The sequence below is a fragment of the Paenibacillus roseus genome, assembly GCF_016424485.1.
Taxonomy (GTDB): Bacteria; Bacillota; Bacilli; order Paenibacillales; family Paenibacillaceae; genus Paenibacillus_D; species Paenibacillus_D roseus.
The window spans coordinates 919,741-939,306 of record NZ_JAELUP010000103.1; the positions used below are offsets into that span (position 1 = coordinate 919,741).

At 47.5% G+C, this 19,566-nt stretch carries 16 protein-coding genes and 2 pseudogenes; 11 read left to right on the forward strand and 7 right to left on the reverse strand.

Annotated elements, in window-relative coordinates:
* Position 1 precedes the first annotated feature (1 nt).
* On the reverse strand, positions 2–979 hold the full coding sequence (locus JFN88_RS21255; protein WP_199021262.1) for a hypothetical protein: 978 nt from the start codon (positions 977–979) through the stop codon (positions 2–4).
* Positions 980–1,068: 89 nt separating this feature from the next.
* A complete protein-coding gene (locus tag JFN88_RS21260; RefSeq protein WP_199021263.1) occupies positions 1,069–2,040 on the reverse strand; it encodes a hypothetical protein in 972 nt (323 codons plus the stop codon).
* A 516-nt stretch (positions 2,041–2,556) separates the two neighbouring features.
* Here JFN88_RS21260 and JFN88_RS21265 point away from each other — a divergent pair.
* From JFN88_RS21265 to JFN88_RS21300, 8 genes and pseudogenes are all read left to right on the forward strand, one after another.
* Positions 2,557–3,915, forward strand: coding sequence for a dicarboxylate/amino acid:cation symporter (locus tag JFN88_RS21265; protein ID WP_199021264.1), 1,359 nt, complete (start codon positions 2,557–2,559; stop codon positions 3,913–3,915).
* 113 nt (positions 3,916–4,028) lie between these two features.
* A pseudogene (locus JFN88_RS21270) lies at positions 4,029–4,445 on the forward strand (DUF4184 family protein); the annotation flags it as partial.
* Between the two features lie 164 nt (positions 4,446–4,609).
* The gene (locus JFN88_RS21275) at positions 4,610–4,774 is read left to right on the forward strand and encodes a hypothetical protein (protein WP_199021266.1); all 165 of its coding nucleotides are present in this window, start codon (positions 4,610–4,612) and stop codon (positions 4,772–4,774) included.
* A 181-nt stretch (positions 4,775–4,955) separates the two neighbouring features.
* Entirely contained in the window at positions 4,956–5,651 is a 696-nt protein-coding gene (locus JFN88_RS21280; protein WP_233168115.1) for an NAD-dependent epimerase/dehydratase family protein, read from the forward strand.
* A 180-nt stretch (positions 5,652–5,831) separates the two neighbouring features.
* Positions 5,832–6,857: a helix-turn-helix transcriptional regulator gene (locus JFN88_RS21285; protein ID WP_199021267.1), complete on the forward strand. Its 1,026-nt coding sequence runs from the start codon at positions 5,832–5,834 to the stop codon at positions 6,855–6,857.
* Entirely contained in the window at positions 6,854–7,543 is a 690-nt protein-coding gene (locus tag JFN88_RS21290; RefSeq protein ID WP_332908520.1) for an AlkZ-related protein, read from the forward strand. The genes JFN88_RS21285 and JFN88_RS21290 overlap by 4 nt, the downstream gene beginning before the upstream one ends.
* A gap of 30 nt (positions 7,544–7,573) precedes the next feature.
* Entirely contained in the window at positions 7,574–8,464 is an 891-nt protein-coding gene (locus tag JFN88_RS21295; protein WP_199021268.1) for a hypothetical protein, read from the forward strand.
* Positions 8,465–8,565: 101 nt separating this feature from the next.
* Complete coding sequence (locus JFN88_RS21300; RefSeq protein WP_199021269.1) at positions 8,566–10,350, forward strand: ABC transporter ATP-binding protein; 1,785 nt, start codon at positions 8,566–8,568, stop codon at positions 10,348–10,350.
* Positions 10,351–10,466: 116 nt separating this feature from the next.
* Here the strand turns inward: JFN88_RS21300 and JFN88_RS21305 are convergent, their stop codons facing one another.
* From JFN88_RS21305 to JFN88_RS21315, 3 genes are all read right to left on the reverse strand, one after another.
* A complete protein-coding gene (locus JFN88_RS21305) occupies positions 10,467–12,224 on the reverse strand; it encodes a sensor histidine kinase (RefSeq protein WP_199021270.1) in 1,758 nt (585 codons plus the stop codon).
* Positions 12,214–12,939 (reverse strand): response regulator transcription factor, encoded by a 726-nt coding sequence (locus tag JFN88_RS21310; protein WP_199021271.1) that lies wholly within the window; start codon positions 12,937–12,939, stop codon positions 12,214–12,216. The genes JFN88_RS21305 and JFN88_RS21310 overlap by 11 nt, the downstream gene beginning before the upstream one ends.
* A 487-nt stretch (positions 12,940–13,426) precedes the next feature.
* Complete coding sequence (locus tag JFN88_RS21315; protein WP_199021272.1) at positions 13,427–14,341, reverse strand: transposase; 915 nt, start codon at positions 14,339–14,341, stop codon at positions 13,427–13,429.
* 566 nt (positions 14,342–14,907) lie between these two features.
* On the opposite strand from JFN88_RS21315, the pseudogene JFN88_RS21320 reads away from it, so the two are divergent.
* Positions 14,908–15,414 (forward strand): annotated as a pseudogene (locus JFN88_RS21320) (SDR family oxidoreductase); the annotation flags it as partial.
* 6 nt (positions 15,415–15,420) lie between these two features.
* Here the strand turns inward: JFN88_RS21320 and JFN88_RS21325 are convergent.
* On the reverse strand, positions 15,421–16,761 hold the full coding sequence (locus JFN88_RS21325) for an MFS transporter (protein WP_199021273.1): 1,341 nt from the start codon (positions 16,759–16,761) through the stop codon (positions 15,421–15,423).
* Between the two features lie 41 nt (positions 16,762–16,802).
* Positions 16,803–17,804, reverse strand: coding sequence for a YpdA family putative bacillithiol disulfide reductase (locus JFN88_RS21330; RefSeq protein WP_199021274.1), 1,002 nt, complete (start codon positions 17,802–17,804; stop codon positions 16,803–16,805).
* 210 nt (positions 17,805–18,014) lie between these two features.
* Between JFN88_RS21330 and JFN88_RS21335 the strand changes: the two genes are divergently transcribed.
* Together JFN88_RS21335 and JFN88_RS21340 are read left to right on the forward strand one after the other, a co-directional pair.
* Positions 18,015–18,548 (forward strand): ADP-heptose synthase, encoded by a 534-nt coding sequence (locus JFN88_RS21335; protein WP_199021275.1) that lies wholly within the window; start codon positions 18,015–18,017, stop codon positions 18,546–18,548.
* Positions 18,549–18,575: 27 nt separating this feature from the next.
* A complete protein-coding gene (locus JFN88_RS21340) occupies positions 18,576–19,358 on the forward strand; it encodes an SDR family NAD(P)-dependent oxidoreductase (protein ID WP_199021276.1) in 783 nt (260 codons plus the stop codon).
* Positions 19,359–19,566: the final 208 nt, after the last annotated feature.

Genomic DNA, 19,566 nt, shown 5'->3' on the forward strand with positions numbered 1-19,566 from the left:
ATTATACGGCTGGATTTATAGCCAAGGCAGAGAGATCCAGCGTAAAGCTGTCGCTTGCCAGAAGCTGAAAACATTCCATATCAATTCGCTTCAGTTCATAGCATAGGGGCAACAGCTTGCTCCGTTTTACTTTGCCTGTAAACACGGCTTTGGCAAAAGCATTTTTTATTCGTTCGGCCAACTGGCTGCATGCATCCAACTGTGTTATTAGCTCGGCGGGGCCTCCTGCAAGCTTCAAAAAGCGGTTAAACAAATATCTGGAGCCTGCAATCAGAGACAGCGTATGCTCCAGTTTCTCATAGAAGACCTTCGGCTGTTCCGGCTCTTCCTCGATTAGCTGCCCAATGTGATCGTAAAGGTGGAAGTCATCTGCCAAAGTTGCGCGCCAGTTGTTGAAGCGGATGGCGAGCTCGCCCGGCAAACGCTGGGGACGCCATTCTTCAAGATGTACAAGCGTTATCTGGTGTGTCCACTCCTGGTTCCCAGTGGCAATCGCATTCTTAATTGCGTTGCTGTCTACGTAATCGCAAAATTCGGGGTAGTTATCCTCCAACAAATAGAGAGTCTTGTCACCGTCTGTCCGCATAGCCTTGAGAAATACGGAATGAATAGCGCCTGCCTCCAAGTAATCCTTGCCGAATATCCAGTGCGGCATGTAGTCGAGATTGACCCATATATAGACAAATTGTCCGCTTTCCAAGCGTTCCGGCAGCACGATATCCAATTCTTCTACAGACGTAATTTCGATATCTTCCAGCCGGACATTAAAGAGTCCGATATCCTTACGGGTAGCTGAGCTGCCTTCAAAAGTCCAGCGATTCTCATTTTGCACAAAGATATGATTATAGAAAAGCTGCGTGCTTTCGTAGGCATTGTAGAACAACAGCTCTACGGGAAGACGATGCTCTTCAAGCAACATCAGAAGCTGAATTTTGCGGCATTCATAGAATTGCTTGACATGAGTCATAAGCTCGGACATACAACCACTCCTTTGGATTCGATCGGGTTAAATCGCAGTTTAGCTTGTAAGTCAGGATATCTATTGAATTCATGCAGCACGATTCGCTTTTATGCCAGAATTCGAATCCCTCTTACATCCAGAAGCCTTGATAGCAATTCGTTCTCTTCCTCCACGATCATAGATAACAGCCCGACAATGGTTCCTATTAGTTGCGGTTTGTTGGTCAGCATATATTTAAGAGCGGTATTGCGCATGAAAAGAGCTTTACGCTCAAGATTTAGAAAGTCCTGTTTGAGTTCACTATTGATGGTCACGATTTTGCCAAGCCTTTGCAAGCGGCCGTTCATTAATTTTTTATGCTCATATATGAGTTGCAATGACCGGATATCGAGGCAATCCTTTCCTGCCGCTTGATAGTAGGGCATAAGCTCTATAATGGCTCTGCACGCATCCAGTCCATAGGCAACGTGCAACTGCCGATTTCTTCTCAGTATCGCTTGCTCCTGGGGGCAAATGGACAATTGATATTCAGTCAGCGACTTGATGACATATTGAAGATCAAAGTAGTAGTCGGCTTCGAATTTTGTTATTTGCAGGACCTTGGGATAATGCTCTGTAGGCACGGCTTGAAAGGCTAACTGGAATTGATCAAAAGAAATTTTTCCAAAGCTATAATAATCGTCAAAGAAATCAGCAATTAGAAAATACTTTTCAGTAGGGCAATACCCGTAAATTAATGTAGGGTGCGGTCTATGAATGTGGTTGTAAAAGGACTTGTGCTGAGGAATGTAAAAGCTGTCCAGGAAAGAAATCGCATAAATATCGTTATCTATGCAGTCTATGAAGGGTTTTGCTACATCCTCGCCAAACCATCTTTTAAAGGTCGATATCAAGATTTCATCTGTTATGGAAAGCACGGTTTTATGAACATATCCGTCATCACGAAAGCGAATAAGCAATTTATCATTGTCAACCACAGGCTTTTGTTCAAAAAAAATCTGAATAAAATTGCTGTATACCCAATTTTCATAGGAGCGTTGCGTACTTAAAATGGACAAGGCATGGGCATGCTCGGGCATAACCGTAACAAGCGGACGGTTCACTGCTAGTACCTTCATTATTGATACCCCTCTCATTCACCTTTGTTTAACATAAAATAAATTAAAATCTAAATAAGAAAAACTATAGTAAATTTAATATACGCTTAATAGCAAAAATCATCAATAACCTTATAATCAAAAAGTCTGTACGGCAACCGCTTGACTGATTACCATACAGACTTTTTAATTTGCGCAGAGGAAGAGGCAGCTTGGTGTACAGCATATCGTTTGGGTGCCATACTATTCTCACGCATACGAAGGATGATCATTTTTTTTCATTTATTAAATTTTATAGAATAAATTGTTTAACTGTGTGGAGGATTGGCCTTGGAGTTCATTAGATTCTTCGAAATTCTGAAAAAGGATTGACAGGTTTTGCTTGTGAGTATTATAGTAACATAGATAAAACACAGTAACTTGGTAGGAATTAATGGGGGCATGATTCAAGCCTGTCTCTGCTGTGTGCAATTTTACGCTGGAAAGGGAGAAAAAGAAATGGTAGAAAATAATCTGTTAAACGATCTCCAGACAAACTGGATCAGCTTGCTTGTATCGGCAGTCATCATCGCGTTGCTGATCTTTCTGGGCAAGAAGCGTGTAAGCTTCGGCAACCGGGTTCTCATTGCCATGGGACTTGGTTTGATCGCGGGGATCAGCTTCAACAAGCTGGAGCTGCAATTTCAGGGAGTCAGTACGATTGGCTCCATTTACATCAATCTGATTCGTATGATTGTTATTCCGCTCGTGTTTGTCCTTGTCATTAATAGTATCATTTCCATTACAAATCTGGCTTTCCTGCGTAAAATCGGCGTGAAAACCATCGCTTGGTTTTTAGGTACTACAGGGGTAGGCGCCATCATCGGGCTTCTGGTTGCAACATTGTTCAATCCAGGCTCCGGTATTCCGGCAGAAACGCCTGAGGACTTCAAGGCGCGCGAGGTTCCAACCTTCTTCCAGGTTATTCTTGATCAGTTGCCTTCCAATCCGGTAGCAGATGCGGCAGGCGGCAAGGTTGTTCCAATTCTGATCTTTGCCCTCTTCCTTGCCATTGCCATCGTGAAGGTCGGCAGCAAAAAGCCGGAAGCTGTGGAGCCGGTGAGGGCACTGTTCGCCTCACTGACTGAGGTGCTGCACCAGGTTGTCAAATTCGTGCTTCGCTTTACGCCTTACGGTGTCTACGCGCTGATTGCGGTTATGGGAGCCAAATACGGCTGGGAAACACTTGAACCGCTGGCGATGCTGATTCTTGTCAGCTACATTGCGCTTATTCTGCACTTTGTATTTGTATTCGGCGGTCTGGTTACCTTTGTCGCCAAGGTCAACCCGCTTAAGTTTTTAAAGAAAGCTTATCCGACCATTGCTGTAGCTTTCACCACTCGCAGCAGCTATGCTACGCTGCCGGTGAACCTCGAAGTCATTACAAAGCGTCTGCGCGTGTCGCCACGTATTGCAAGCTTTGTTGCTCCACTCGGCGCATCGATGAACTTTAATGGTTGCGGCGGGGTATGGCCGGCGGTCGTTGCAGTATTCGTTGCAAATGTGTTCGGAATTGAATTAAGCTTAACCCAGTACATACTGATTGTACTTGTCAGCGTGATTTCCTCTGTTGGAGTTGCAGGCGTCCCAGGTCCTGCTTCTATCGCTACAACAGTCGTGTTGACTGCAGTTGGCCTTCCACTGGAAGGGATTGCGATCGTGGCTGCAGTAGAATCCATCATCGATATGGGCAGAACGGCTGTCAACGCGACAGGCACAACCGTGACTTCTTTGCTCGTAGCGAATGCAGAGGGTGAGTTTGACCGAGAAGCGTTCGACCGCGATGAAGAGGATCAGTTGGAACTTAGTCCGGTTTAATAAATGTAAGCATGTCCATATTCTGACATGAATCCTGTAGAAGACCTTTGGAGCCATAGTGCCCCGGAGGTTTCCTTTTTTTTAGAAAACAGGTAGTCGTCTTTAATAGTAACGGAGGTTTCGTTTTGCCATTTACGTTTAGCCACCCGCTATATGCCGCGCCGCTCTCTGCACATCTGCCGGCGCGGTTGAATCTTGATCGAAGAGCCCAACAACTTATACAGCCATGGGGCTTGCACAGTATTCGCGAATGGGCAATATTCATTGTGTCAGTCATTATCGGGTTTTATTCTCACATTGTGGTGGATGGTTTTACTCATGAGTCGGGATATTTCGCCGTACGTATGGAAGGACTGCAGCAGGCTTTGTTTGGGCTTCCCATATTCAAATGGCTGCAATACAGCCTGTCCATACTAGGGCTGCTGGTCGAGGCTGCAATTATTATTCACTTATTACGAGCGGCAAAGATGCGACCGCAGGGGCACGAGGGCAGGGTAAGCAGCAGGTGGAAAGCAGTATACTGGCTTTAATCGGCTAAAATCGATTTTTGGTTGCCGCTAAGCCGATGTATCAAAAAAAATATGATTTATTTTTTTTATTTAACCAGCATTTTACCTTGTCTGTTTATGCTTGTAAAAGCTCAGTTATAACAACTGAAGTGAGACGAATAAATTAGGAAAGGTAGATTTGCAAAATGTCAAGAACAGTATCGATCAGAATAGCTGCGCCGGGAGATGTGTTGGCGAACGCCGTTATTACATCCAACGGCACTACGTTGTTATCGGGAGGCACAAGACTGACAAAGGAATTGATTGAAAAATTAAAACGATTCGGCGTCGCTACAATCTCGATTAAGTAGGAATTAGGGTGAACAGGGGGCTTAACCATAAACAAATTTTTAGCCTTGTGCGAAAGCACAAGGTTTTTTTCAAAATATAAGCCACGCCTGGCTTTCGTTTGCATAATATTTCTTGGACGTTTAAAATCAGGATAGCAGATGACTTCGGATTGTATAAGCATACAGAGAGCGAGAGATGCGGATGAAGGTTGATCAGCATGGGGAAAACGGCAAAATCAAAGTGATAATTACAGGGGCTACAGGCATGGTGGGTGGAGGTGTGCTGCACGAATGCCTGCATCATCCTGATGTAGAGCAGGTACTGGTCCTCGGCCGGAAATCTTGCGAAATACGCCATCCCAAACTGAGGGAAATAGTTCACACCGATTTGTTCGATGTGTCTCCTGTCAAGGAACAACTCAGCGGCTATAATGCCTGCTTTTTCTGCCTGGGTGTCTCGTCGATCGGCATGAGTGAAGCGGAGTATACTAAAATTACATATGATTTGACTATGCATGTGGCAGAAGCGCTCGCTGAATCGAACCCGGATATGGTATTTTGCTACGTAACAGCGAGCGGGACGGATAGCACCGAGCAGGGCAGAAGCATGTGGGCGCGTGTAAAAGGAAGAACCGAGAATGCGTTGCTCAAGCTGCCTTTCAAGAGCGCATACATGTTCCGCCCCGGATATATCCAGCCGACCAAAGGCCTGCAAAATACGCACCCATATTATGCTTACGTGTCCTGGCTGTACCCTGCTTTGAAGTTGCTCATCCCGGCTTATGTCACCTCCCAAAAGGAAATAGGCAATGCCATGATTCATGCTGTAAACAGAGGATACGAATCTTCAATCCTTCAATGCAAGGATATCGCCAGACTGGCCGAGCCTGCTCGTTGATCGGTCATAGTCTGCCGCCAACCACACGTGCTTTCCACATCTAATCTATGAGTTAACAGGCGATGAAGAGCATGAAGAAGCAAATTTGATAACAGTGAGAACAAAAGGTGACACGCAAGCTGTCACCTTTTGTTTGTTACAATCGAATCAGACAGCGATATACACAGAGAGGAGTCAACCATGAAGCGAAGCGACCGGCTGATGGCGATCGTGCTTGCGCTAGGCCAACACAAGGAGACTGCCGCATCACTTGCAGACAAGCTGGAGGTATCAAGACGAACGATTCTCAGAGATATCCAATCGCTCACCGAACTTGGGGTACCTGTGTATGCATTGAACGGTGTCAAGGGCGGTTATCGTCTGATGGAGGGCTATACACTGCCGCCTCTACAGTTGGACACGAATGAGGCATTGACGCTGCTGCTGTCGCTGGACAGTATGACGGCTTATGCAGACACGCCGTTTAACAAGGAACGCTGGACAGTGATGGACAAGGTGAAAAGCATTTTATCACCGGAAACGTTGAACAAAGTTGCGCCGCTGCTGAAGCATATGACCGTGGAAGTGCCGAGGCGCAGCTACACGGTACCTCATCTGTCCCGGCTCATGGAACTGACAGCACAAGCCAAATGGGTATCGGTCTTCTACCGTTCCCAGTCTCACCAGCGGACACTGCTGATCCGGCCACAAAGAATTTATGCCGCGCACGGTTTTTGGTATTGTGAAACCTACTCCCAGATCCATCGAGAGGAGCGCTTGCTTCGTGTCGACCGAATGAGCCAAGTTGAAGAAGCAGAACCGCCGCCAACTTTACCCGATTTACCCGAGTTGGGACAGGATTATGTATTGCAACAGGATTATGTATGTGAAGAGAACTCGTCGGGAGGGTTAGATGCAAGTAAGCGCAATTTTCCAGCATTAGCCCGTACAAGTTTTACGCTTAAAGCAAAATTGACATACAGGGGAATGCTGGAGGTAGAACGGGACGAGCATCTTGGCGAGAAGTTGGTGATGATTGCGGAGGATGAATGGCTTCTGGAGGGTGAACTGCCGGTTTCTGAATGGGACTGGACAGTGAGGCTCTTTTATTTCCTTGGTACGGATGCATACATAATTGCTCCGTCAGCATTGGGTGAAGCTGTGGCAATTAAAGCCAGAGCGACATTGCGCCACTACAGCAACACTGAAAAGGAGAATAGATCGTGAATAACCAATTGTCTACAAATCCATTAAATCGCTATGAGGATGCGGCTGCTTTATTGTCGCAGATTGGTATTTTGCCGCTGGCTCCACTTATTCCTGAGCATCCTTCCTTGGTCAGTCTTACTTCCAAGGATCAATGGCATACGGATCTGCCATCTGACCCCTGGGGCTGGCGTGTACGCTTTCCGTCGAGCGGCGCTGCAGCGTATGGGAAATTTATAAAAAGCAAAGCTGTGCTGATTGATCGTGACTGGTTTCCTTTGGTCGTAGCGGCAGCGGGCGGCAGAGGCACAGTAGAGCAGCGCTACCGCGACGGTCTTATTTCAAAAACTGCCAGAGATATCTATGAAATTGTGAGTCAGGAGGAAGGAATTGATACTCGCAAGCTTCGCCAGGCGAGCGGTATGAAGGCGAAAGAGGACAAAAGTGCTTTTGATCAGGCTGTAACGGAATTACAGGGAACGATGGATATTGTCATATCGGGAATCCAGCAAAAAGTGAATGAAGCAGGAGAAGTTAACGGTTGGAGCGCAACGGCCTACCAGTCTACGGAGCGCTGGATGAGCCTGCATAGACTGCAATTTGAGGCGCAAAGCAAATCAAGAGCAGCAGAAGAGCTTGTATCCCGGCTGGAAGAGGTTTGTACGGCAAAAGCACTGGCTTTTCTCAGAAAGATACTTTCCATTTAGATATTATTTAGAATTGAGGAGGTTTTGTTAATGACAGACACGAGAAGGCTTCTATCTAAAGCTCACGATTACATTTACAGCAATGCTCGTCTGCTGGATCGCAGACGTTATGAATTTCATTTTGGGAATGGAACGGCAGAGGCGGTTATTGATGCTCTGCGTCCTTATCAGAACCGGGATGGCGGGTTTGGGGGAGCGCTCGAACCGGATATCCGCGATCCGCTCAGCCAGCCAGTACCAACGGAGTTCGCTTTGCAGGTGATGGACGAGGTCGGGTTATTTGATTCAGGTATTCTGGAAGGTGTACGATTATATTTGAAGAACGTTGCGATCAGCGGGACTGGCGGCTTCCCGAGAGCGCTCAGGAGCATTAATTTGGCACCTCATGCCCCATGGTGGCAGACCGAAGACGACACGGGGCCGTCTCTTAATCCGACAGGTCTGATTTTGGCTAAACTGTACAAGCAGCAGGTTGTTACATCCTTTTATGAGGAGGAGTGGTTCCTGCAATCAGATGCCTATTTCAGGGCAAATATGCACAAGGCCGACCAGAAGGATTACCACGATGTCATTCAATGCATCGCCTTTGTGGAACATGCCCCTGGAGACGCCGCTACCGAGCAAATGACGGGACTGTTAACAGACTGGCTGAAATCCGAAGATTTGGTTCAACGAAACCCATATGCCGAAGGTTACGTACAAAAGATACTCGACTGGTTCCCTGCTCCGGATTGCTTTGGAGTATCGGGCATACCTGAAGCAATCATCACCAGCCATCTGGATGCATTAGTCGCCCAGCAACAGGAGGACGGAGGCTGGATGATTCCGTGGCCAGCGCTAAGTCCGGCTTGTTTGAGTGAATGGCGCGGTATGGTAACGGTCAACAAGCTGCTTATATTAAAGGCATATGGCAGTCTGTAAGACAACCAGCACGCCAGAGCGAAGGTAAAACGGGTAAGCAAGGATCAGAGAAAGAGACATGGCAACATGCTTTTCTTTCAGTTACTCAAGGAGAGCAGACGATGAACATAAAAAACAAAGAAAAGCAGAAAGTCTCCCAACAAACTAGTGTGAATTGGCGCACATTTTATCATGTGCTGAAAGAAACCAGACCGCCCAAACTCACTCTTGGTCTGGCTATCTTCCTTAGCATTGTTACAACGCTTGCCGGTCTCATTGTCCCGCTGCTTCTTAAAGGGCTGGTGGACGGATTTTCCGAGGCTTCCCTGTCCGCTTCGCATATCGGATGGATAGGGGCAGCATTTCTCGCCCAGGCGCTTGCCGGAGGGCTGTCTGCCTACTTGCTCAATCGGTCTGGTCAGCATATGGTGGCTGGCATTCGCAGAAGGCTTTGGAGCAAACTATTGGTTCTTCCGGTTCCTTACTACGACAAGAACCGGACAGGAGAGACGGTCAGCCGTATGACGAATGATACGAATGTTGTACGCACACTCATTAGTGACCATCTGACCAATTTTGCGACAGGACTGGTCGCTATTGCCGGTTCCGTCACGTTAATGCTGGTATTGGATTGGAAGATGACATTGGTCTTGTTGTCCGCGCTGCCGGTGACGATGTTTGTCATGATTCCACTTGGTCGAAAGATGCACCGCATATCCAAAGGCTTGCAGGATGAAACTGCAAAGTTCAGCGGTGTGCTTAATCAGGTGCTGATGGAGATTCGGCTGGTGAAGCTGTCCGGCTCCGAGAAGATCGAGCAGCGCAACGGGGAGGGCGGGATCAAGACGTTATACGGTTTCGGTCTTAAAGAGGCAAGGATACAGGCAATGATCGGACCATTGATGTCTTTCGTCATGATGGCTATGCTTGTCGTCATCATCGGCTACGGCGGCATGAGGGTGGCCTCAGGCGCGTTGTCTGCGGGGGACTTGGTCGCTTTCATCCTGTATCTCGTACAAATCATTATGCCGGTCGGGCAAATTACCCAGTTCGTGACCCAGCTTCAGAAGGCGAGGGGAGCGACTGAGCGGATCGTCGATACACTGGGGGAAGCGGAGGAAGACTTTGCTGGTGGTGTAGTGCTTGAGAATCCTCAGCGTCCGATAACGCTTGAAGGGGTGACATTTGCTTACGAGGAGAAGGAACCTGTCCTTGACCAGGTCAACTTTGTCATTGACCCTGGCAAAGTAACGGCCATTGTTGGGCCAAGCGGAAGCGGCAAGACGACATTATTTTCGCTGCTGGAGCGGTTTTATCTTCCTCAGGAAGGCGTTATTCGCATCGGGGACGAACCGATCAGTACGTATACCTTGACCTCCTGGCGGAGTGCAATCGGTTATGTATCACAGGAAAGTCCGATTTTGGCAGGGACGATTCGTGATAATATTATCTACGGACTGGAGCGGGAGGTGAGCGATGACGAGCTTAAGGAAGCGGCCAGGCTGGCTTATGCCGACCAGTTTATCGAGGCATTTCCGGGGAGCTACAATACTGAGGTAGGTGAACGAGGCATTAAATTGTCCGGAGGCCAACGCCAGCGGATAGGCATTGCCCGGGCGCTGCTGCGTAACCCATCGATTCTGATGTTGGACGAGGCGACCTCAAGCCTGGACAGCAACTCCGAGAAGTACGTTCAGCTTGCGCTAGAGACATTGATGAAAGGGCGGACAACACTGGTCATTGCCCATCGATTGTCAACTGTAATCAATGCCGACCGGATTGTGTTTCTGGATAACGGAAAGGTCACGGGCACAGGAACCCATGAGGAGTTGTTGGATACCCATGAGTTGTATCGCGAGTTTGCCCAGCGCCAGCTTCACATAAACGGAGTTACTAGTGAGCGGTAAACAACGCAGCCACCGCCCTTATGCAGTTTGTCTGCATGAGTACGGTGGCTTATTAGTTCCCTGAGAAAGGAGCATTTGCCCGTCACTGGATGCTAGAGTTGCTTACGCAGTCAATCTCAAATCTCTTCATTGCCCGGCCAACTAATATGGATGGACGTGCCTTCACCTATATGGGTGTGTAATTCGATTTTGGCGCCAAGTGCTTCTACAAGCGCTTTGCTTATGGCCATTCCGAGGCCAGTGCCTTCCGAACGGCTTTCGGAATCGATTCCCCTGAAATACCGCTCAAAAAGCCGGTCTGCAGTTTGTTCGTTCATGCCTTCACCGTTATCAGAGAAAGTGATAATAACGCCGCCAGCTTCTTGCATTTGTAAGGATACAGTCAACGTAGTTCCTTTCCGGTTGTGGAGGAACGCATTGGCGACGAGATTATCAACGATTCGCTGGAACCATGGCTTGTAGATGGTTAAATATACGGGCTCGACCGCCGGCACAAAACGAATTCCCCCTTCTCTGTAAAGTGGGTGCTGTGCCGTCTCAAGGAGCACTTCATTCAAATAATTATTCATCTCCACAACTTCCTTCGATGGCGCCTCTCCGCCACTTCGTAGATGGTAAGTCAAGGTGAGATCATTAATTAGCGCATCCATATGGGAGGATTTTTCCAAAATGACTTTGGCGAATGAACGAACTTCATTAGTTGTCCAGTCATAAGTATCGGTTTCCAGCATATGAGCATAACCCTTGATAGAGGATAGCGGTGTCTTCAAATCATGTGATACCCCTGCGATCCATTCGTCGCGCAATTGCTCCGTTTCTTTCTGCAGTTGCTCATTGCGGCGGAGTGTTCCGGAGAGCGATTCAAGAGAATGGATGACATCCCCATAAACGTGGTATTTGCTTTTTCTTCGGCCGCTTCGATTTAGACTCTTTGGTTTCCCAAGTGAATTGGCAGGCTCCCTGAATTGTCCTTTATCCAGCAGACGCAGCCAGTTCAGGACATGGACGACAGGGGAGCCGATTCGGTTGCCAAACCAATAGGACATGACCAATAGCAGCAGCATAGCGGCAATCACCAGAGCTCCTATTCCTATAGCCAGTACTTGTACCTCTGGCGCCATCACTGGCTGTTCACCAGGACCGTACCCTGGGAGAGGAGTACTCAATACCCAGGTTTCTCTTGTGTCAAGGTTATATTTCGTATGGATCTCAGCGCCGTATCGGTCAGGGTAAATGGATCTAAGCACCATCTCGGGTACGGAAAACCGACTGATGGCCTGCTCCGGTTTATTTAGAGACGCAATTTCCACGCCATCTGCAGCCAGCAATTGCAGCCAGGCTTTTTGCTTCTTCAGTTTCTCTAGCATCTCTCCAGGCAAAAGAATATTAACCCCGCTTCGCTTTCCCGTCTCAGCAAGCTGTTGCAAAAAACCGTTCCCTTGATTGGTCTTCCCGTAAATAAGTGTGTGGGTTATACCGTTCTTAATTTGAATCCAAATTGCTAATTGATAAGGAAAGGGACGGTGCTGCAACAAATAATCACTGAGCTCGCCGGGGTCATAAGAGTTTGGAACATCCGGCGGTGTAAAAAAAGCGTCTGTCACCTTGCCGTTGTCATCAATCCGCTGCAGCCAGCCGTCTGTTTTCTCGATTGCCTCCAGCAGCTTGGGATCAAATGTCCAATTTTTCCCTTCAGCCCGGACTGTATCCACTAACTGGGACAAGCCGGCAGTTTGGAAATCCCGTTCCGCCTGAATTTCTGCAAGCTGAATGATAATCCAGTAAAATACAGCACCGGACAGCGATAGTAAAATAAGTCCAAAACAGGCGAGCCATCCGACCAGTCGCAGAGTAAGCCGCCATTTAACGTTCATAGTTAGATTCCCTGTTTGCTACCAGCTTGTAACCAAGTCCTCGAACGTTTACCAAAAATTCAGGTTGGGCGGGGTTGCGTTCAATACGCTCCCGGATGCGATGGATATGGACCATCACTGTATTATCGTCACTCAGACTGCTTTCTCCCCACACACGCTCATACAGCTCACTTTTCGAAAAGACGCGATTAGGATGTTTGCACAAAAACAACAGCAATTGAAACACAAGGGAAGGGCAGGGGACAGGCACGCCTTCCACCCTTAGCTCCGCTGCTGCTTCATTAACCTGGAACCTTCCAAAATCCAAAACGGATGAGTGTCCTGTTGAGACAGTAGTGGCGCTTTTCAGAGAGCGGCGTAGCAGAGATTTGATTCTCGCGACAATTTCCAGAGGGTTAAAAGGTTTTGTCACATAATCATCGCCCCCTACAGCGAAGCCTGACAGCTTGTCAAAATCCGTGGACCTTGCGCTCAAAAATAATATAGGTGCATCCGTATGTCTCCGCATAAGAGGACAGACTTCAGTTCCGCTCATACTCGGAAGAGTCACATCCAGTAAAATAAGGTCATACGGCTTCTGTTCGCATAGATCAAGTGCCATTTCAGCTGTCGTTGCCTTATCAATATGCTGGAATCCTTCCTTTCGCAGTACCGTCTCCAGCAATTGGAGAATAGCTTGTTCATCATCCACCAAAAGAAGGGTGCTGTCCTTCACCACTACATCTCTCCTTGAAATTTCGTTGTACAACTATTTTACCACTACAAGAGAGGGGTAATACAAGATTAACAGAACCTTAATTCTTTGCGGTGCGGACCAAAGTTAACGTCGTCAAAGTTGGCGATAAAGCAGCAAAGCTAAGTTAGGCCTGCTCATATTTTTTGTGAATTTTGTTGAATGCTTAGCGAGACTATATACTGTTTTTATTGTCTAAACAGAGCGTTGTCATTATCCCTTTTACTCAGCAAACATTTATTCTCGTGCTCTTCTGATAGGATTTCAAAACTACTGGAATTTCAAAAATAAAATCGAAAAATCGATGCTTGATTTCTAGCAAACGTAGTCGTTGCCGTACAGAGACTCTTCCTGTTTATTGTAAAGCCGAATGCCTTTATGGAATTATGAAGGAGGGCAAAGGGAAATGGACTTTAAAGACGGCGACTGTCATTAAATTTGAATGGTCAGACATCAGTGAACGAAAGAACTATCTTACAGCTTGCATACAAAGCGTACCTAATGCGTGATGAGCTGAAAGCGGACGATTGCCACAGTTGAGCCTAAAGCAAAATTCATCCCAGTAAAGCTGTAAATATTTTGCCCCTATACCGTGAAAGGTGTGATTGATCCAATACCTTGCATCTGATATAACACGCCTCAAATATAAAGAGCGGTTGTCGACTTCAAGCGAGAGCGGACAGGAGTTAACAGCAAGATCCCTCTTTGCAATATGGTTGCGGAAAAATAGAGGCTGCAGCACTGCTGGCATTCCCCGATTATTCATGAAAGCTGGATTTGCAATTTTAAGTTTCAAGTAATTTACAGGATTAATGAGTGATTCCTTGTATGTATTGAATAACGCAGGTTTAAGCGGTGATTTCAGTGATTTCAAAGACAGATTCTCACATGGAACGGCTTTCATTAGCAGATCATTTTTTTTTGAGAGAGATTGCAAAGAAGCCGACATGGCAATGATGGAATGTTCTCTGGGGTCTTTTCTAAGTGACTGGCGTCCCGCATCTCCATAAAATCCAAGCTGTGCTTGAACTGAACCAAAAAGAGGGCGCTCCATATCCATCATACTAATTGCCATCCGTACTCTCTTGAGCATAGACCATGCTGTTTTATAGGAAACCTTTAATCGTTGTTGAAGCTGCACAGCATGAATGCCGCCGGGGCGGGACATCAGTTGCAGGGCCGCGTACCAATTTTCCAAAGATGTGCGTGTGTGCTCCATAATCGTGCCGGTTGTAAGCGAAGATTGATAGCGGCAATTGGCACATTGAAATAGAGGTGCTTTGCGTGTACGAATGGTGTAAGCCTGTCGATGACCGCAGCGTGAACAACAGTAGCCGTTCGGCCATTTGGAACGAAAGAAATAGGTCAAGACCTCATCGCGCACAAAAACAACTCCCTTCTCTCCCAAATACCCATCTTCAAAATAAACAAGCTAGCAGCCAATATAAAAGTAGAACGAATGACTTTTGGATGGGGACGCCGTGTCATTTTTCTTCCTTATATTTTACATTATAACAAACATATGTTCCTATATCAAGACTATTTTAACGAAAGCTCCCTTCTTTAAGCAAGGCATTGGAATGCAAAAAGCCTTCGGCCCAGAAATAGAAAGGTAGGAAAGGTATACACAGGAAAAAAATACAGAGGTAAGAATAGACAGGTAGGAAAACATGGGTATGAAAAACGCAGGTAGGAATAGCCAAGTTCATTATGCTGAGTAAAGGGAATAGTGACGATGGTTATGAAGGGGGACAAAAAGAGGAATATTCCGGATATAAAAACCTAAAAATTACCATATGAATTCAACTATATACGCAAATATGCGTAAAATATGCGCAAATAAAGCATCCAGCTAAACATACACCATGATCGCAATTTGCAGCAGTGGTTAATAAGGGGGAGATGTTAGCGTTATTGCTGCTGCAACCTTTATAATATGGAATAGGTAAAAGAAGAAATGTGCTCATTAATAGCGCCGGGTTCGGGATTACGAAAAGTTTGTTCGAGCTGACTGTGGAGGAGTGGGACAGTGTGCTGAACGCCAATCTGCGCGGTGCGTTCTTGTGCGGCAGAGAGGCGGCAAATCAGATGAAAACACAATCCGAAGGCGGCAGCATCATACATATCGCCTCAACGCGGGCGCTGATGTCAGAGCCCAATACGGAAGCATATGCGGCATCCAAAGGAGGGATGGTTGCTCTTACCCATGCAATGGCTGCCTCTCTAGCCCCATATAAAATTAGGGTGAATAGCATCAGTCCGGGGTGGATTGAAACCAGACACTATGATGAGCTGCGCAAGCAGGATCATAACCAGCACTGGTCCGGACGTGTGGGACGTCCGGAGGATATCGTTCGGGCTTGCATTTATCTGACGGACTTGAATAACGATTTTGTTAATGGCACGAATCTGATTATTGACGGCGGCATGACGCATAAAATGATTTACGAGGAATAAATTCCGTCATTTAACCGTTGCTTGGCTGGTAGACAACGTATCGGATCTGTCCCGGAGGAACCAGATGGTTGCCAGTGCCAGGCAGCTTGCAAGCGTTCCGTATATGAAAATCGATCGAATGCCTAGCATGAATTCACTCTGCAATAAAAGCGAACCCATGATTGTAACGCCGATAGCTGTTCCTGTATTGCGCGAAAACATTTGCAGCGAAGTAGATATTCCGCTTTGGCTAGCTTGAACGAGCTGCTGCGCGCCGATTGTGGTAACCGTAAATAAAAGCCCGAATCCCGCTCCTTGAACAGTCAACGCCAGTGTTACATAGATGAATCCGGTGGATGGTCCTAGAAAAAGCAGCATAATCCCTGATGCGAGCAACGTTAGATTGCTTGCCAGCAGCAACCGGGCGTAGCCGTAACGAAGCACCCATTTTCCTGCGGGGACGGAACTTGCCATCCAGCCGACGGATATTCCGAGCAGGGATAAGCCGCTGACAAAAACAGAATAGTTCAAATGCTGCAGGAACAGGGGAACATAGCTGGATGTGCCATACAAAGCCGCGCAAGCGAGAAAAGAATTAATAATCATCCATTTAATTTTCGGCAGCTTGAGAAGCGGCAGTGGGACAATTGGAGAAGGATGGCGCTTCTCGACCATCCAGAATAGCCAGAGCAACCCCGCACCTAAGGAGGCGTACATCCATGGAAGCCTCTCTACGGTTGTTGCCGCCAAGACAAGGCTGACTCCCCCAGCAAACAGAACGGAGCCCCATACATCGACGGAAGCTTTGCGCGGCTCGTATTCTTCCTTGTAACCAAGCAGACAGATCAAAGCGACGATACATACTGGAATGTTGATTAGAAAAATCCATCTCCAGCTTGCCACTTCTATAAATAGCGATCCCAGCAGCGGAGCCAGAACAGCTGATAGCCCCCACATTGCTGAGAATATGGCCTGTATTTTGCCCCTTTTCTCTACAGAGAAGAGATCGCCAGCAATAATCAGCGGGAAAGGCAGCATGAAGCCTGCTCCCATGCCTTGTACAGCCCGATACAGAACAAGTTGAAGCATGGTGTCGGCAAGTCCGCACAGCACGGACCCCAATAGAAAAAATGAGATGCCGAAGGCGAATATTTTTTTGCGTCCGTACAAGTCCGAAATGCGTCCGGCAACCGGGGTCAACACAGTTGAAAAGATCATGTAGGCTGCAAAGGACCAGGCGTACAGGGAATAGCCGCCAAGCTCTTCTGCAATAACAGGCATGGTGGTGTTCGTAATGGTTGCATCCATTGAAGCTACGAGCATTGCCAAAACAATACTGACCATGATTAATAATCGTCGTGATTTCATAATTGCCTCCCGCCGGCGAGCTTAAAGCCTGACGTTTATAGTTATGCCTGTTGTTTCTTTTGAAGGAGATGGCCGGCTATTTTATTCCCATGGAACCGTCCGGTCTCGATGAAGATCTCATTCGCTTCATGACGGGATGCGACCACACCAGCCAGATAGATGCCTGGAACATTGGTTTCCATGGTCTCCTCATTAAAGGTTGGATAGCCTTCTTCTTCCATAGTGACCCCGGATTGGCCCAGAAATTTGCGATCGGGATGGAACCCGGTCAGCGCCAATACGAAATCATTGGTGATGCGGTCAGTACCTTGAGCGCTCTCGATAACGACTTCCGTTGGCGTAATTTCGAGCACTCTGGACTGGAAACGAATGTGAATCCGCTCTTTGGCCACTTTGCCTTTGAAAAGGGGGAGTACCCACGGCTTGATGCTTGGAGAATAGTCTTCGCCCCTGTAGACGATGGTGACCTTGGCTCCGACTCGCTCCAACTCCAGCGCAGCGTCGATGGCTGAATTGCTGCCGCCGATAATAACAACGTTCATTCCCGTGTAAGGATGAGCTTCCTGGAAGAAATGGGATACCTTCTCAGTCTCTTCACCAGGAATACCAAGCAGGTTTGGATGGTCAAAGTACCCGGTTGCGATAACGACATGTTTTGCATGATATGTGTGAGGAGTACCGCTTCTGCGGATGCTGGCCAAGGTAAAGCCCTGCTCATTACGGGCAATGCTGTTTACGGTCTCGTAAGCGTTGATTCTTACACCGCTTCGTAATGCCACGTTTCTATAATAATTGAGAGCCTCCAGGCGGGATGGTTTGTCATGTGCGGTGGTGAATGGGACGTTGCCAATTTCCAGCAGTTCAGGGCTACTGAAAAATTGCATGTACACCGGATATTGCGAGATAGAATGGACGACATTGCGCTTCTCAATGATTAACGGATTTAAGCCCTGCGCCTGCAGTTCCAATGCTGCAGCAAGGCCGCATGGGCCGGCTCCAATAATAATAACTTGTTCTTGACTCAACTCCACCTCGGAATGCATACAAAAGTTCCTCCTTCAAAAATACTCAATACGCCCATTGTACATCTGCGCTGGCCTGAGAAGCAATCATTTTGAGAAGTTTACTTGTTAAGGAACTGTGCCGGTATGCCTGTACGTTCTATCTTGAATTGAGGTATAATAAGGGATATGGTCAAGCAATGGGCGGTGTCATCTCTGTTGCTGCAACTACAAGCTGAAGGGGGATACGAGATGCGTTGTCGTTTTGTCATAGAAGCCGTAATGATGGCAACATACGGACAGCTTATGCTGCCTGGCCGTCCGGTCGATTATGTTATCCCGTATTCGACCATTATGGAACTGTACGATATGAAGAGCGGCCCGGACCCGATAATGGATGATCCTGAAGATGATCAGCATGTGAAGATAAAGATTGGGGAGCTGATTGCCTTTTTCGAGGAGCCCCTTAATCGGAAAAAAATTGAACGCGCGCTCCAGTCTCCGTGGAGAGAGAGTTCTCCGCTGCTTCTGGACGAGGATGTATCCTTTACGGTTGTCAATGCAATGGATAATGCTCATTATGGCGAGTTTTTTGACCCGATTGAGACAGAGCAACTGCTTACTGCGATGAAACTCAAGCTCCCGTTGTTGTCGGATCAGATTGAGCTGCAGGATCGCATCATTGAAGCTGAGGTTCCGGTGCAGGTGTATGATATTGAAGATTTCGAGTTTGCGGTGGAGGAAGGGATCTCCCTTCAGGATTTGGAGACAAGTCGGGACGGGTAATCGTCATACAAAGGAGGCTGGCTACTTATGAATTTAGGTTTGCGAGGAAAGAAAGCGCTTATAACCGGAGGCAGCAAAGGGATCGGATTTGCGACGGCCGCAACATTTGCCAAAGAAGGGGTTCAGGTAGCGATTGTCGCCAGAAATCCGGATGAGCTTGAGGCTGCCGCCGCAGAAATCCAATCATTGTCCGGTCAGGAAGTCGTATGGATATCTGCTGATGTTTCGATAGAGGAGGAAGCGCAGAGGGTGGTAGAGGAAGTTAACCGACGTCTGGGCGGTCTGGATATTCTGGTGAATAATGCCGGCACTTTTGCGGCAAAACCGTTTGGGGAAGTAGGTACGGATGCTTGGACAGCGGATCTGGATTTGAAGCTGTTTGGAGCCGTTCATTTTGCGCGTGCGGCGTTGCCTCATATGCAGGCAGCCGGAGGAGGAGCTATCGTAAATGTAACGGCAGTCGGAGGGAAGACGCCGTCGGCTTCATCTCTGCCGACTTCAGTCAGCCGTGCGGCGGGTCTTGCGCTAACCAAGGCGATGAGCAAGGATCTGGCCGTCAGCAATATACGGGTAAACGCCGTGTGCATCGGGCTTGTTCGCAGCGCCCAGATTGAACGTATGTGGCAAGCCAAGGCGCCAGATACGACATGGGAGGAATTCGCCCGTGACCCACAGCATAACATTCCGCTTGGCCGCATCGGGGATGCGCAGGAAGCCGCGGATGTGATAGCTTTCCTGGTATCTGACAGGGCCTCTTATGTAACCGGAACTTCAGTCAATATCGACGGCGGAATGGCTGCTGTACTGTAACTCCTGATGCTTATACATACGTTTAAATTCAACAGCCCGTAACGTCTGTACGGTCTACTTCACAGACGTTATGGGCTGTATTGTTAGGCTAAAATTTGAAACCGTATTCACGTATTCATTATTTTTATCCATAGCTGTTTTATTGTTTTTTTGCAGTTTTAGTGGCCAAAATCGCGTTGTTTGTGTCGCACAATAGTAGTTGTGCGAC

Bases quoted from the DNA above. Each gene is read 5' to 3' on its own strand.
- JFN88_RS21300 (WP_199021269.1), top strand. From the start codon at position 8,566: ATGAACATAAAAAACAAAGAAAAGCAGAAAGTCTCCCAACAAACTAGT.
- JFN88_RS21280 (WP_233168115.1), top strand. From the start codon at position 4,956: ATGAAGGTTGATCAGCATGGGGAAAACGGCAAAATCAAAGTGATAATT.
- JFN88_RS21335 (WP_199021275.1), top strand. From the start codon at position 18,015: ATGCGTTGTCGTTTTGTCATAGAAGCCGTAATGATGGCAACATACGGA.
- JFN88_RS21295 (WP_199021268.1), top strand. From the start codon at position 7,574: ATGACAGACACGAGAAGGCTTCTATCTAAAGCTCACGATTACATTTAC.
- JFN88_RS21305 (WP_199021270.1), bottom strand. From the start codon at position 12,224: ATGAACGTTAAATGGCGGCTTACTCTGCGACTGGTCGGATGGCTCGCC.
- JFN88_RS21325 (WP_199021273.1), bottom strand. From the start codon at position 16,761: ATGAAATCACGACGATTATTAATCATGGTCAGTATTGTTTTGGCAATG.
- JFN88_RS21260 (WP_199021263.1), bottom strand. From the start codon at position 2,040: ATGCCCGAGCATGCCCATGCCTTGTCCATTTTAAGTACGCAACGCTCC.
- JFN88_RS21340 (WP_199021276.1), top strand. From the start codon at position 18,576: ATGAATTTAGGTTTGCGAGGAAAGAAAGCGCTTATAACCGGAGGCAGC.
- JFN88_RS21285 (WP_199021267.1), top strand. From the start codon at position 5,832: ATGAAGCGAAGCGACCGGCTGATGGCGATCGTGCTTGCGCTAGGCCAA.
- JFN88_RS21275 (WP_199021266.1), top strand. From the start codon at position 4,610: ATGTCAAGAACAGTATCGATCAGAATAGCTGCGCCGGGAGATGTGTTG.
- JFN88_RS21265 (WP_199021264.1), top strand. From the start codon at position 2,557: ATGGTAGAAAATAATCTGTTAAACGATCTCCAGACAAACTGGATCAGC.
- JFN88_RS21330 (WP_199021274.1), bottom strand. From the start codon at position 17,804: ATGCATTCCGAGGTGGAGTTGAGTCAAGAACAAGTTATTATTATTGGA.
- JFN88_RS21255 (WP_199021262.1), bottom strand. From the start codon at position 979: ATGTCCGAGCTTATGACTCATGTCAAGCAATTCTATGAATGCCGCAAA.